Annotated in this window: 13 protein-coding genes; 9 read left to right on the forward strand and 4 right to left on the reverse strand. The window is 63.4% G+C overall.

From position 1 onward, the window contains the following. On the forward strand, positions 1 to 782 hold a 782-nt coding region (locus tag CN933_RS19100), incomplete at its 5' end, for an electron transfer flavoprotein subunit alpha/FixB family protein (RefSeq protein WP_102762205.1). Between the two features lie 143 nt (positions 783 to 925). Further along, complete coding sequence (locus CN933_RS19105) at positions 926 to 1,798, forward strand: 3-hydroxybutyryl-CoA dehydrogenase (protein WP_010970098.1); 873 nt, start codon at positions 926 to 928, stop codon at positions 1,796 to 1,798. 37 nt (positions 1,799 to 1,835) lie between these two features. On the opposite strand, the gene tlpA is transcribed toward CN933_RS19105, so the two are convergent. Further along, entirely contained in the window at positions 1,836 to 2,510 is a 675-nt protein-coding gene (gene tlpA, locus CN933_RS19110; RefSeq protein WP_018096923.1) for a thiol:disulfide interchange protein TlpA, read from the reverse strand. Between the two features lie 25 nt (positions 2,511 to 2,535). Here tlpA and argH point away from each other — a divergent pair, with 25 nt between their 5' ends. From argH to CN933_RS19130, 4 genes are all read left to right on the forward strand, one after another. After that, positions 2,536 to 3,939, forward strand: coding sequence for an argininosuccinate lyase (gene argH / locus CN933_RS19115; protein ID WP_018096922.1), 1,404 nt, complete (start codon positions 2,536 to 2,538; stop codon positions 3,937 to 3,939). A 195-nt stretch (positions 3,940 to 4,134) separates the two neighbouring features. Next, positions 4,135 to 4,335 (forward strand): LPS translocon maturation chaperone LptM, encoded by a 201-nt coding sequence (gene lptM, locus CN933_RS19120; RefSeq protein WP_018096921.1) that lies wholly within the window; start codon positions 4,135 to 4,137, stop codon positions 4,333 to 4,335. Positions 4,336 to 4,349: 14 nt separating this feature from the next. After that, positions 4,350 to 5,618, forward strand: a complete 1,269-nt coding sequence (gene lysA / locus CN933_RS19125; RefSeq protein ID WP_018096920.1) for a diaminopimelate decarboxylase — start codon at positions 4,350 to 4,352, stop codon at positions 5,616 to 5,618. Positions 5,619 to 5,758: 140 nt separating this feature from the next. Then, complete coding sequence (locus tag CN933_RS19130) at positions 5,759 to 8,404, forward strand: TIGR02302 family protein (protein ID WP_018096919.1); 2,646 nt, start codon at positions 5,759 to 5,761, stop codon at positions 8,402 to 8,404. 80 nt (positions 8,405 to 8,484) lie between these two features. On the opposite strand, the gene CN933_RS19135 is transcribed toward CN933_RS19130, so the two are convergent. The 3 genes from CN933_RS19135 to CN933_RS19145 form a co-directional block, all read right to left on the reverse strand. Further along, positions 8,485 to 8,844: a response regulator gene (locus CN933_RS19135; RefSeq protein WP_026168803.1), complete on the reverse strand. Its 360-nt coding sequence runs from the start codon at positions 8,842 to 8,844 to the stop codon at positions 8,485 to 8,487. A 223-nt stretch (positions 8,845 to 9,067) separates the two neighbouring features. Continuing rightward, positions 9,068 to 9,613 (reverse strand): hypoxanthine phosphoribosyltransferase, encoded by a 546-nt coding sequence (gene hpt, locus CN933_RS19140; protein ID WP_018096917.1) that lies wholly within the window; start codon positions 9,611 to 9,613, stop codon positions 9,068 to 9,070. Between the two features lie 63 nt (positions 9,614 to 9,676). Next, positions 9,677 to 10,087, reverse strand: coding sequence for a hypothetical protein (locus CN933_RS19145; RefSeq protein WP_018096916.1), 411 nt, complete (start codon positions 10,085 to 10,087; stop codon positions 9,677 to 9,679). Between the two features lie 426 nt (positions 10,088 to 10,513). On the opposite strand from CN933_RS19145, the gene ftsE reads away from it, so the two are divergent. The 3 genes from ftsE (at position 10,514) to CN933_RS19160 (ending at position 12,950) form a co-directional block, all read left to right on the forward strand. Next, on the forward strand, positions 10,514 to 11,137 hold the full coding sequence (ftsE, locus tag CN933_RS19150; protein ID WP_234704940.1) for a cell division ATP-binding protein FtsE: 624 nt from the start codon (positions 10,514 to 10,516) through the stop codon (positions 11,135 to 11,137). Then, entirely contained in the window at positions 11,130 to 12,146 is a 1,017-nt protein-coding gene (locus CN933_RS19155; RefSeq protein ID WP_102762206.1) for a cell division protein FtsX, read from the forward strand. The genes ftsE and CN933_RS19155 overlap by 8 nt, the downstream gene beginning before the upstream one ends. Before the next feature lie 105 nt (positions 12,147 to 12,251). Then, entirely contained in the window at positions 12,252 to 12,950 is a 699-nt protein-coding gene (locus CN933_RS19160; protein WP_018096913.1) for a YdcF family protein, read from the forward strand. The last annotated feature ends 11 nt before the right edge of the window (positions 12,951 to 12,961 follow it).

Here is a 12,961-nt window from a genome sequence, read left to right on the forward strand (position 1 = left end):
AGCTTTCGGGCGTCGCCAAGGTGCTGGTCGCCGAGGACGCCTCGCTCGCCAACAATCTCGCCGAGCCGCTGGCCGCGCTGATCGTTTCGCTCGCCGGCAATTACGACACCGTCGTTGCCGCCGCCACCTCGGTCGGCAAGAACGTCATGCCGCGGGTCGCCGCCCTTCTCGACGTCGCCCAGGTTTCGGAGATCATCGAGGTCGTCTCGCCCGATACCTTCAAACGGCCGATCTATGCCGGCAACGCCATCCAGACGGTGCAGACGAGCGAGCCGAAGAAGGTGATCACCGTGCGCACCGCCTCCTTTGCCGCTGCTCAAGAAGGCGGCTCGGCCCCTGTCGAGACGGTTGCCGCCGCGGCAAATCCCGGCCTTTCCGCCCATGTTTCCGATGCGCTGTCGTCCTCCGACCGGCCGGAGCTGACCTCGGCGAAGATCATCATCTCCGGCGGCCGGGCGCTCGGCTCCTCGGAGAAGTTCAAGGAAGTCATCCTCCCGGTTGCCGACAAGCTCGGCGCCGCCGTCGGCGCCTCACGCGCCGCCGTCGATGCCGGCTATGCGCCGAACGACTGGCAGGTCGGCCAGACCGGCAAGGTGGTCGCCCCCGACCTCTACATCGCCTGCGGCATTTCCGGTGCGATCCAGCACCTCGCCGGCATGAAGGACAGCAAGGTGATCGTCGCCATCAACAAGGACGAGGAAGCGCCGATCTTCCAGGTCGCCGACTACGGCCTCGTCGCCGATCTCTTCGACGTCCTGCCGGAACTCGAAAAGGCGCTTTGACGCACCGGGCACCGGCACGAAAAAGCTGGAAAAAGCGCCGACATGGCATTAACAATCATACCGGGCCGGCCCTGCCGGCCCGGTAATTTTGCATTTGCGGCAGCGTCATTGCCGCAACCTGTTGAACATGGGTGTTCGCTTCAATGATCAAGACGGTGGGAATTATCGGCGCAGGACAGATGGGCTGCGGCATTGCCCATGTTTCGGCAGCCGCCGGATATAAGGTTCAGCTCTACGATATCGCCGCGGACCGCATCGAGGCGGGGCTTGCCACCATCAACGGCAATCTTGCCCGGCAGGTCTCCTCCGGCAAGATGAGCGACGAGGACCGAAAGCGGGCGCTTTCCCTGATCAAGGGCTCAGGCGACATCAACGACCTTGCGCAGGCCGATCTCGTCATCGAGGCGGTCACCGAAGACGAAACCGTCAAGCGCAAGATCTACGGTCAGGTCTGCCCGGTCATGAGACCGGATGCCATCCTGGCGACCAACACATCGTCCCTGTCCATCACCCGGCTCGCCTCCGCGACCGATCGTCCCGAACGGTTCATGGGCATCCACTTCATGAATCCGGTCCCGGTCATGAAGCTGGTGGAGCTCGTACGCGGTATCGCCACGGAGGAAGAGACCTTCAAGGCGGCAAAGGAATTCGTCGCGCATCTCGACAAGACCGTCACCGTCGCCGAAGATTTTCCCGCCTTCATCGTCAATCGCATCCTGTTGCCGATGATCAACGAGGCTATCTACACGCTCTATGAAGGCGTCGGCACCGTCGATGCCATCGACACGGCCATGAAGCTCGGCGCCAACCATCCGATGGGCCCCTTGCAGCTCGCCGATTTCATCGGCCTCGACACCTGTCTGTCGATCATGCAGGTGCTGCATGACGGCCTGGCGGATTCGAAGTATCGCCCCTGCCCGCTGCTGGTGAAATATGTCGAGGCCGGTTGGCTCGGCCGCAAGTCCGGCCGCGGCTTCTACGACTACCGGGGCGAGGTGCCCGTACCGACGCGCTGACCTTTCAGATCAGGCGGAAGGCTCCTGCGGCGACCCCTCAACTTCCCGCAGGCGGAGCCAGCGCCGCTTCGATGAGGTTCTTCGCGTCATCGCTGTCCCATACGGCCGGTCCGTTCATCGACCCCAGAAGGCAGCCCTTTTCGTCGAGAAGCAAGGTAGCGGGAAGGCCGAAGGCGAGCCCCTCCTTCTTGAGCGTGTTGAAAACTCCCATCGAGGCATCGCGGTAGTAGCCGAGCGCATGAACGCCGACCTCGTCGAGGAACGCCTTCGGCTTGTCGTCGGCACCGGTGTCGATGTTGATTGCGACCACCTCGAAGCGGTCGCCGCCGAGCGCCTGTTGCAGGGCGTTGAGCGCCGGCATCTCCTCCCGGCAAGGCACGCACCAGGTGGCCCAGAGGTTGACGAGGACTGTCTTGCCGGCAAAGGCGGCAAGCGTCAGCGGCTTGCCATCGGGACCTGCGAAATCGAGGTCGCCGATCGGGCGCGCCTTGTCCGCCGGCGTCATCGCCGCCACCTGGCCGCGCATCAGCGGGGTGAGCGAAGCCACCTTTTGCCCGGCCAGCGGGCAGCTCGCATCCGCCGTCGGCGCGACGCCGCCATTGCCAGACCCCGTCTCCTTCACGTATACCGCAGCCGCACCGGCGATCACGCCCAGAAGGGCGGCGAGCGCGAACAATTTAAGGGCCGGAGGGCGTTTCTTCTGGTCTGGCATTTCATTCTCCAAGGCGGGCATCCTGATGGCTGACGGCAGTTCCGAGACGAAATCCTCCAACCAGATGTGGGGCGGTCGCTTCGCCTCGGGCCCGGACGCGATCATGGAGGAGATAAATGCCTCGATCGGCTTCGACAAGAAGCTCTATGCGCAGGACATCCGCGGCTCAATAGCGCATGCGACGATGCTGGCGCATCAAGGCATCATTTCCGCCGAAGACAAAGACAAGATCGTTCACGGCCTCGACACGATCCTGTCAGAGATCGACAGCGGCGCATTCGAATTCTCGCGCCGCCTGGAAGACATCCACATGAACATCGAGGCGCGGCTGGCGGCGCTGATCGGCCCGGCCGCCGGGCGCCTCCATACGGCGCGCTCGCGCAACGACCAGGTGGCGCTCGATTTCCGCCTGTGGGTGAAAGAGGAGCTGCAGAAGACCGAGAAGGCGCTGACCGGTCTCATCGCTGCCTTTCTCGACCGCGCCGAAGAGCATGCCGACACGGTGATGCCCGGCTTCACCCATTTGCAAACGGCGCAGCCGGTCACCTTCGGACATCACTGCATGGCCTATGTGGAAATGTTCGGCCGCGACCGCGCGCGCGTTCGCCACGCGATCGAGCACATGGACGAAAGCCCGATCGGCGCAGCCGCGCTTGCCGGCACCGGCTTCCCCATCGATCGGCACATGACCGCCAAGGCGTTAGGCTTCCGCGAGCCGACGCGCAATTCCATCGATACTGTCTCCGATCGCGACTTCGCGCTCGAATTCCTGTCGATCGCCGCGATCGCGGCGACCCACCTGTCGCGGCTCGCGGAAGAAATCGTCATCTGGTCCACGCCGCAATTCGGCTTCATCCGCCTGTCGGACGCCTTTTCGACCGGTTCGTCGATCATGCCGCAGAAAAAGAATCCCGATGCGGCCGAGCTCGTGCGCGCCAAGACCGGGCGCGTCAACGGCTCGCTGGTTGCGCTGCTGACCGTGATGAAGGGTCTTCCCCTCGCCTATTCCAAGGACATGCAGGAAGACAAGGAACAGGTCTTCGATGCGGCCGAGAGCCTCGAACTCGCAATCGCGGCCATGACCGGCATGATCCGCGACGTGACGATACGCGCCGACCGGATGAAGGCCGCAGCCGGCTCCGGCTACTCGACCGCCACCGATCTCGCCGACTGGCTGGTGCGCGAGGCAGGCCTACCCTTCCGCGACGCCCACCATGTGACCGGCCGCGTCGTCGCGCTTGCGGAACAGAAAGGATGCGACCTCGCCGACCTCCCGCTCGCCGAGCTGCAGGCGATCAATTCCGCCATAACGGACAAGGTCTACGGCGTCCTGACGGTCGAGGCCTCCGTGGCAAGCCGCACGAGTTTCGGCGGCACTGCGCCCTCCGAAGTCCGCAAGCAGATCGCCTGGTGGCGGGCGCGCAACTAGAGCGCTTCAGGAAAAGTGTGTAACGGTTTTCCGTTGCAGAATGCGTCGGCTCCAATGCTGCTCTCTCCTGCGCAGAAACAGGGTGCACAAGGCGCTGAAAAATCGGTAAGACATCGCACCGGAGCGGCGCAGGAACATGTTCCTGCCGCCCCCGCGCTCCCAAGATCAATCGGCTCTCAGCTTCGGCAAAGGGAAATGACGATGACATTCAGGAAGGCCGCCCGAATCGCGCTTCTTCTGGCAATCCCGGGGCTGGTTCTCGCCGGCTGCGGGCGTAAGGGCGACCTCGACCGGCCGGGGGCCACCGCACCGATCAATACGAAAGCGCCCGCCGGTACTGTCGCGCCGAAGCAAACCGTCGACGACCGCCCATTCCTGCTTGACCCCCTCCTCTGAGCCGAGGAAAGACCGTGAATCATTTCCAATACCGCGACGGAATTCTTTACGCCGAAGACGTGCCCCTGACGGAGATCGCGCGCGCCGTCGGCACGCCGTTCTACTGTTATTCCACCGCCACGCTGGAGCGCCATTACAGGGTCTTTTCGCAAGCCTTTGCCGATGTGGACGCCATGGTCTGCTATGCGATGAAGGCCAATTCGAACCAGGCCGTGCTGAAAACGCTCGGCCGTCTCGGCGCAGGCGTGGACGTGGTGTCCGAGGGTGAACTGCGCCGCGCCCTTGCAGCGGGCATTCCGGCAAGCCGGATCATGTTCTCGGGCGTCGGCAAGACCGCGCGCGAGATGGATTTTGCTCTCGAGGCAGGCATCTATTGCTTCAATGTCGAATCCGAGCCGGAATTGGAGGTCCTGAACCAGAGGGCCGTACGCGCCGGCAGACGAGCGCCGGTTTCCTTCCGCATCAATCCCGACGTCGATGCCCGCACACATGCGAAGATCTCGACCGGGAAGAAGGAAAACAAGTTCGGCATTTCCTGGGAGCGGGCCCGTAGCGTCTATGCTCACGCCGCCGAGCTTCCCGGCATCGAAGTGACCGGGATCGACATGCATATCGGCAGCCAGATCACCGAGCTGCAGCCTTTCGACGACGCCTTCAAGCTGTTGCGCGAACTGGTCGATACGCTGCGATCCGACGGGCATGTCATCGAGCACGTCGATATCGGCGGCGGTCTCGGCATTCCCTACCGTGAAGACAACAACCCGCCGCCCTTGCCGGATGCCTATGCCGATATCGTCAAGAACCAGCTCAAGGGCCTCGACTGCAAGATCGTCACCGAACCGGGCCGGCTGATCGTCGGCAATGCCGGCATTCTCGTGACCGAAGTGGTCTATGTGAAGGACGGCGGCGACAAGACCTTTGTCATCGTCGATGGAGCGATGAACGATCTCATCCGCCCGACGCTCTACGAGGCCTATCACGAGTTACGCCCGGTGAGGATTTCCGCGGCCAGCGCACCGCGCATCAAGGCCGATGTCGTCGGGCCGGTCTGCGAGACCGGCGACTATCTGGCGCTCGACCGGGAGATGGCGATGCCGAAGCCCGGCGACCTTTTCGCGATCGGCTCGGCGGGCGCCTACGGTGCCGTACAGGCGGGAACCTATAACAGCCGCCTGCTGGTGCCCGAGGTGCTCGTCAACGGCGATCGTTTCCACGTGATCCGCCCGCGCCGGGGCTACGACGAGCTGATCGGCCTCGACTCGGTGCCGGACTGGCTCGACTGACCTCCAGCGACGCTTTCACGATTGGGGTCGCCGGCGGCGATCACGCATTGTTTTACGGGCCGCCCTCGTCTTCGCCACAAACAATGTTATCCTGACCGTTGACCCCCTGCGGTCGAAGGATCGAAAGGAAGTTTCGGCGGATGACGCAATTCCGGCAGGATGAAACGCCAAAACCGCAGTCGTTCGCCAGGATGCTGGCGGCGAAGCGATTCCTCGCCCGTTTTGTTCTTCTGGCCGAAGAGCTGCTGCCACGCATGCTCGTCCCCGCCTCGCTCGTTCTTCTGTTTCTCTCCGCCGGCTGGGTCGGCCTCTTTCGGGCTGCGCCGTTCTGGCTGCATGTCGCCCTTCTTCTCGCTTTCGTCATAGGGCTGTTCATCTCCCTGTTGCCGCTGACCCGCATTCGCTGGCCCGAAACGCCCGAGGCGGACCGGATGCTGGAGGAGCGCAACCGGCTGCCGCATCAGGCGATCCGCGTTCAGGAAGATGCACCCGCGACGGAGGGCGCGTTCGGCGCCGCACTCTGGCGCGAACATCAGGCGCGTATGGCGCGTATGGTCAGGGAACTCGACACGGGTCTGCCGCGCCCCGATATCGCACGGCATGACCCGTGGGCGCTGAGGGCGGTCCCCGTCCTCCTTGCCTGCGTCGCCTTCGCCTATTCCTATTCGAATCGCGCCGGACTGGTTTCGGATGCCTTCCGCCTGCCCGAGCAAGAGGCAGCGACGGCCGACATCCGTATCGATGCATGGGTGACACCGCCCGCCTATACCGGCCGCGCGCCGATCTTTCTTACGGGTCGACAGGACGCGACGGCCCCGGCCGAGGACAAGGAGCAGGATCCGCAGGAGAAGCCTCAGATCACGATACCTCAGTTCAGCGATCTTACGGTCCGGATAACCGGCGCCGGGGCCGAGGAACCGGTCAGCTACGCAGCCGCGGGCGACGAACCCTTGGTTATCCCTCAGTCGGACGCCAAGGCGGAGACGACATCCGGGCCGGAAAAAGCCAAACCGGAAACGCCCCAGGCAACTCCCAATGCGGTCCGCAATCATGTTTACAAGATCGCCAAGGACGGAACGCTCTCCGTCGGCGGCCAGAGCTGGAGCTTCAAGATCACGCCCGACAGCGTGCCCGACATCGCTTTCGACGGCGAACCGCGTCCAACGGTCAATGCAGCGCTCGACATCAGCTACCTCGCCCATGACGACTACGGCATCGCGCAGGCCTGGGCCGAGATAAAGCCCATCGAGGAGCCCGCGAAGGACGCCCATCCGCTCTACGGCCCTCCCGAATATCGCCTCGATCTGCCGCGGCGCAATGCCCGTGAAGCAAAGGGTACCACGAGCCGCAATCTGAGTGAGCATCCGCTTGCCGGAAAGCGCGTGAGCATCACGCTCGTCGCTCGTGATGCAGCCGGCCAGGAGGGACGAAGCGTGCCGCAGGAGATCGTTCTGCCGGCCCGCCGATTCTTCGAACCCCTCGCCGCTGCCGTCGCAGAACAGCGCCAGGTCTTCGCGCTCGACGCCAACCAGTTGCCGCGCGCGATCGATCTCAACGATGCGCTGACGCTTTATCCCGAGGAGACGATTCCCAATGCCACCCACTTCCTGCTGCTGAAATCGGCACGCACGCGCATGCAGCTCGCCCGGAACGACGACATGCTTCGCGACGCCGCCGACCACCTGTGGGAAATCGCGCTCGGCATCGAGGACGGTGACCTGTCGCTCGCTGACCGGCGGCTGCGCGACGCGCAGCAGGCGCTGTCGGACGCGCTCGAACGTAACGCCTCGGACGAGGAAATCGCCCGGCTGATGGACGAGCTTCGCCAGGCGATGCAGGAATATATGCGGGCGCTCGCCGAGCAGGCCGCGAAGAACCCCGCCGTCGCCGCCAATCCTGAGATGAACAACGTGCTGCGCCAGCAGGATCTGCAGAAGATGATGGACCAGATCGAAAATCTGGCCCGCTCCGGCGCGCGCGATCAGGCGCGGCAGATGCTTTCCGAACTGCAGAGAATGATGAACAATCTCCAGGCCGGACGCATGCAGCAGATGGGCGAGCAGAACAACGCCATGCGGCAGCAGATGGACAAGCTCGGCGAGCTTATGCAGCGGCAGCAGCAGCTGATGGACGAAACTTTCAAACTGGACCAGGCACTACGCGACCGGATGCAGCGCGGCGATCCGCTCGAAGGCGAGGACGAGGAACTCTTCGGACAGGACATGCCGCAGGATCCGGGGCAGCGGAGTGACCCCAACGGCCAACCCAACCCCATGGACGATATGACCGCCGAGCAATTGAGGGAAGCTCTCAAGCAATTGAGAGAGCAGCAGGAATCGCTTGGCAAGCAACTCGGCGACCTGCAGAAGGGTCTCGAGAATTTGGGCATCAAACCCGGCAAGGGCTTCGGTCAGGCGCAGCGCGAGATGGAAGGTGCCGCCGGCGCTCTCGGGAAGGGCCAGGGCGAGCAGGCGGTCGGCAGCCAGGGCCGGGCCCTGCAGGCCCTGCGCGAGGGAGCGCAGGACATGATGAACCAGATGCAAGCCCAGGGACAGGGACAAGGTCCCGGACAAGGCGTTCCGCAATATGGTCAGAACGGACGTGACCCCCTCGGCCGCCGACAGCAGAACGCCGGTCCCGATTTCGGCGATCAGGTCAAGGTGCCCGACGAAATCGACACGCAGCGCGCCCGCCAGATTCTCGAAGAGATCCGTCGCAAGTTGGGTGACAGCCTGTCGCCGGAACTGGAGCGGCAGTATCTCGAGCGGCTGCTCGACATGCGATAATGGGTCTGCGGGACGTGGGGTCGCGCGGCCTCTCCGAAGCCCCTCTTCCCGCGTCCCGCATCAAAAGTTTACGAACGGCGTCAGGCGGCCAGCGCGAGCGCGACGGCCTTGCGAATGTCGGGCAGTGAAAATGGCTTCTCGATGACGTCGACGACCTTGCCGGAGAGGTCGTCGGCACGCTCGCGTTGCTCGGCGTAGCCGGTCATCAACAGGATTTTCAATGCCGGAAAGGCAGCGGACGCCTGATGCGCAAGCTCGATGCCGTCCATGACCGGCATCCGGATATCGGATAGCAAGAGGTCGAACGGCTGATCGCGAAGGCAGGCAAGCCCATCGGCTCCGTCCCCGGCTTCAACCGTTTCGTGCCCGTCGAGCCGCAACGCGCGCGCCACGAACGAGCGCAGGCCGTCTTCATCCTCGGTGATCAGGATTTTCGCCATCATGGCCTCCCGTATTATTTCTGCGGGGAGCGGCGCGGCGATTGGATGCCATTGACGCTCCATTGGATCTGCGTATCGTCCGCCGCCTCATGCGACCGCGATACGTCTTTCAAACAAACAGCTTTTCGTTTGATTCCGGTAAACGCGATAGGAGGCATTTTAATCATTCAGCGCGCCGGAACGATCCCCCGTGATGGGGCCACGACAGAAACGGCGCGCCCGGTTACGTTGCGTCGCCGGTCACAACCCCGACGAACGGCAGTTCGCGGAACGCGTAGGCCACATCCATTCCGTAGCCGACCACGAAATGATCCGGGCATTCGAAGCCGACATAGTCCGCTTCGAGATCGACGCGGCGCTTCACCCGCTTGTCGAGCAATACCGCGATCGTGACGTTTCGTGCGCCGCGCTCCAGGAGCAGGTCCTTGGCGAAACGAAGGGTGCGGCCGGACTCCAGAATGTCGTCGATGAGGAGTACGTCGCGATCACGCACGTCGCTGTCGATATCCTTGGTGATCTTGACGCCCTTGGATTCGGTCCCGGTTCCGTAGCTCGAAAGCGTGATGAACTCGACCTCCGGAGCAAGGCCTGCCGCATGCATGGCGCGGATCAGATCGGCCGCGAAGATGAAGGAGCCCTTCAGGATCGAGATGACCAGGAGATCCTTGTGCGGCCCGCGAACGATATCGCCGGCCATTTCCTGATTTCTCGCCGCAATGGTTTCGGCGCTGTAGAGGACTTCGATATTCTTGCCGCGGACGACGGGCATACGGGTATCTCCATTCGCAAGGAAGAACACCGGCCTTCCCTTCTTCAGCCGCGCTTAGCACATTCAGCGATCGGAAGCACCGCCTTTTCCGCCCTCCATCGGCAGCGGGTGCATGTCGGCCCGTCCGTCGCCGCCGAAACCGGCGATCAGCAGGAAAACCGTAAGTCCGAGAAAGGCGGCCAGGCCGGCAAAGCGCCGGGGCGACATCGCATCGATCCTGGTCCCGGCCGCGACCAGGATCCGCCGTGCTGCACTCCGCATTCCCGGAGCGGTCGCCGCGCCGGCCTTCGGCCGGGCGCCGGCCCGGCGGTTGTCGTTGAACACCGGATACGGGCTGCGCCGTGCGGTCGGCGCAACCGTTTCGAACTCGACATCGATATAGTCGAGGCGCCTCGGCTGAGCGGCGCTCGAACGCGAGGCGCGCTCCGGTGGAATGAGGTCGATGCCCGCGGTCTTTGCGCGAAATGCCTGCATGGGCGCTCCCCCGAACGCGGCGCCGGACGTCTTGCCTGCAGCGCCGTACGTCTTCGCTCGATGCACATGCCATCCGCGATGGATGCAAGGCATTGCTTCGAATCCTGACGAGACGTAAACCGAAATGGTTAATCTTTTGAAAACGAGGCCGCGAAAGCGGCGTCTTTTCATGGAACGTTAACCCTTGCTTAACCATGGTGTCACGCACGGTTTTGCCTTGGCAGAAGCGCAGTCCTACTGCATGTTCCTGAATTCGGAGCCGGTGCAGGCAGACATGCGGTGCTTCAAGTGCTTCACCGCCCGTCGCGCATCTGATAGACGGGTGGAGCTGCGATAATCCGGCCTTCGGCGGATTTGGCGAGGGTCGTGACGAGAGACTGGGCTGTCCCATTGATTCATTTTGAAAACGTCGGCTTGCGCTATGGCATGGGACCGGAGATCCTCCGGGACCTGACATTCGATATCCCGCGCCGTTCCTTCCAATTCCTCACCGGTCCGTCAGGCGCCGGCAAGACGACGCTGCTCCGCCTCCTCTTCCTGTCGCTCAAGCCGACGCGCGGCCTCATCCGCATGTTCGACCGCAACATCTCCTCCATTCCCCGTGAGGAGTTTCCGATGCTGCGCCGTCGGGTCGGCATCGTCTTCCAGGACTTTCGCCTGCTCGACCACCTGACGACCTATGAAAACGTCGCCCTGCCGCTCCGGGTCCGCGGCAAGGAGGAGTCGAGCTACCGTTCCGACGTGCTCGAACTCCTTAAATGGGTCGGACTCGGCGAGCGCATCAATGTGCTGCCGCCCGTGCTCTCCGGCGGCGAGAAGCAGCGCGCCGCCATCGCACGGGCGCTGATCGACCGGCCGGAGATCCTGCTTGCCGACGAGCCGACCGGCAACGTCGATCCGCCTATGGCGCGCCGATTGCTCAATCTCTTCATGGAACTCAATCGGCTCGGGACCGCGGTGGTGATCGCCACGCACGACCTGTCCTTGATGGATCAGGTCGAGGCCCGGCGCATGATCCTGTCACAGGGACGGCTCGACATCTATGAATGAGAACCGCGTTGCCCGCCGCGAGCCTACCCCTCCGCCGCAACAACAGCAGCGTCGCAGCGAGATGCGCGTGCGCCCGACGGGGCCGATCGTGCCTTCGGCCAACGTTTCCGGCCACGCGCTCATGTGCGTCATCGCCATCATGTCCTTTCTGGCCTGCCTGACCCTCGGCGGCGTCAGCATGGTGCGCGCGACCGCCCAGAGCTGGCAATCGCAGATCTCCCGCGAGATCACCATCCAGATCAAGCCGGACGACAACCTCGACATGGAGAGGGCTCTCGCCGACGCCCGTGATCTGGCCCTGACCTTCAACGGCACTACAGGCGGCACGATCATCGACCGCGCTGCGACCGCGCGCCTCCTGGAACCGTGGCTCGGTGGTGGACTCGACCTGAACGAACTGCCCGTGCCGCGGCTCGTCGTCATCACGATCGACGAGAGCAATCCCCCCGATTTCGCCGCGATGCGAAAGGCGCTCACCGAAACGATCCCGCAGGCCTTTCTCGATGATCACCGCACCTGGGTCGATCGCCTGGTTGCGATGGCGAGCACGACCACGATGATCGGCACCGGCGTCCTGGTACTGGTCTTCTCCGCAATGGTGCTGACGGTGGTTTTCGCCACCCGCGGCGCCCTTTCCGGCAACCGTCATATCGTCGAGGTCCTGCATTTCGTCGGGGCGGAAGCGAGTTTCGTCGCCGCCGAATTCCAGAAGCACTTTCTCCGAATCAGTCTTAAGGGCGCCGGCGCCGGCGGCCTTCTCGCTGCGTTCTCCTTTGCGCTGGCGAGCTTCTGGCAGTCGCAGACGCTTGCAACCCCTGAAACGGATCAGGCGACCGCTCTGTTCGGTACCTTCGCCATCGGTTACACCGGCTATCTCGGCATCTTCGCCATTATCGTCGTGATTGCCCTGCTGACGACCTTGACGGCGCGCCTTACAGTCATGCGGACCATCTACGAAATCGACCTTATCCGATCCGATCCGGGCCGGACCGACACCTTTCAGGGTTGAAATCGGCCGGAAGACCATGAATTGCCCGCAATCGATCTATTCCCTGCCGCAATCTGCGGCTATGTGATGGGAATCATGAAGGCGGGAGAACTACGCGGGAGCGGGATGGCCGAAAGGGGCAAATGGCTGGAGAGGGCCGCGCGCCGTCGCCAGTCCCGCAGCCTGTTGCGCAAAGTGCTGCGCCGCGGCTTCTTCGTGCTGCTCGCCTTTCTCACCATATTCATCGCCGGCTTCCTGCAATTCGCCGACACCGTCGCTTCGCTGCAGCCGCCTGCCACTCCGAAAGCGGATGCGATCGTCGTGCTGACCGGCGGCTTCCAGCGAATAGACCAGGCTGTCGATCTCCTGAAACTCGGCGCCGGCAAGCGGCTCTTGATTTCCGGTGTTCATCCGTCGACGACACGAAGCCAGATCCGGCGCAATACGCAGAGTTCCGCCGACCTGTTCAAATGCTGCGTCGATATCGGTCGTGCGGCGATCGATACGATCGGCAACGCCACCGAAACCTCGCAGTGGATCCGCAACCGAGGTTATCGGACGATCCTCGTGGTGACGAACAATTACCACATGCCGCGCAGCCTGCTCGAACTGCGCCGCGCCAGGCCCGAAACCGAATTCATTGCCTACCCGGTCGTCAATTCGGATCTCAAGACGACCAACTGGCTGCGCAATCCGCTGGTGCTGAAGGCCATTCTGCTCGAATACGGAAAATACTCCGTCGCCTCGCTGCGCGATGTGATGGGCGCCCGCTGGACGAACGGCCTCAGGACGGAGCCCTTGCCTGTTGCGCCGGCCGGGCAATAGCGCCGCCGGAG

The sequence above is a fragment of the Sinorhizobium sp. M4_45 genome (assembly GCF_002885915.1).
In the GTDB taxonomy this organism is placed as follows: Bacteria; Pseudomonadota; Alphaproteobacteria; order Rhizobiales; family Rhizobiaceae; genus Sinorhizobium; species Sinorhizobium meliloti_A.

What these genes read in the sequence shown, in the direction of transcription:
- CN933_RS19105 (WP_010970098.1), top strand. Translation starts at nt 926, where the DNA reads ATGATCAAGACGGTGGGAATTATCGGCGCAGGACAGATGGGCTGCGGC.
- tlpA (WP_018096923.1), bottom strand. Translation starts at nt 2,510, where the DNA reads ATGCCAGACCAGAAGAAACGCCCTCCGGCCCTTAAATTGTTCGCGCTC.
- argH (WP_018096922.1), top strand. Translation starts at nt 2,536, where the DNA reads ATGGCTGACGGCAGTTCCGAGACGAAATCCTCCAACCAGATGTGGGGC.
- lptM (WP_018096921.1), top strand. Translation starts at nt 4,135, where the DNA reads ATGACGATGACATTCAGGAAGGCCGCCCGAATCGCGCTTCTTCTGGCA.
- CN933_RS19130 (WP_018096919.1), top strand. Translation starts at nt 5,759, where the DNA reads ATGACGCAATTCCGGCAGGATGAAACGCCAAAACCGCAGTCGTTCGCC.
- CN933_RS19135 (WP_026168803.1), bottom strand. Translation starts at nt 8,844, where the DNA reads ATGGCGAAAATCCTGATCACCGAGGATGAAGACGGCCTGCGCTCGTTC.
- hpt (WP_018096917.1), bottom strand. Translation starts at nt 9,613, where the DNA reads ATGCCCGTCGTCCGCGGCAAGAATATCGAAGTCCTCTACAGCGCCGAA.
- CN933_RS19145 (WP_018096916.1), bottom strand. Translation starts at nt 10,087, where the DNA reads ATGCAGGCATTTCGCGCAAAGACCGCGGGCATCGACCTCATTCCACCG.
- ftsE (WP_234704940.1), top strand. Translation starts at nt 10,514, where the DNA reads ATGGGACCGGAGATCCTCCGGGACCTGACATTCGATATCCCGCGCCGT.
- CN933_RS19155 (WP_102762206.1), top strand. Translation starts at nt 11,130, where the DNA reads ATGAATGAGAACCGCGTTGCCCGCCGCGAGCCTACCCCTCCGCCGCAA.
- CN933_RS19160 (WP_018096913.1), top strand. Translation starts at nt 12,252, where the DNA reads ATGGCCGAAAGGGGCAAATGGCTGGAGAGGGCCGCGCGCCGTCGCCAG.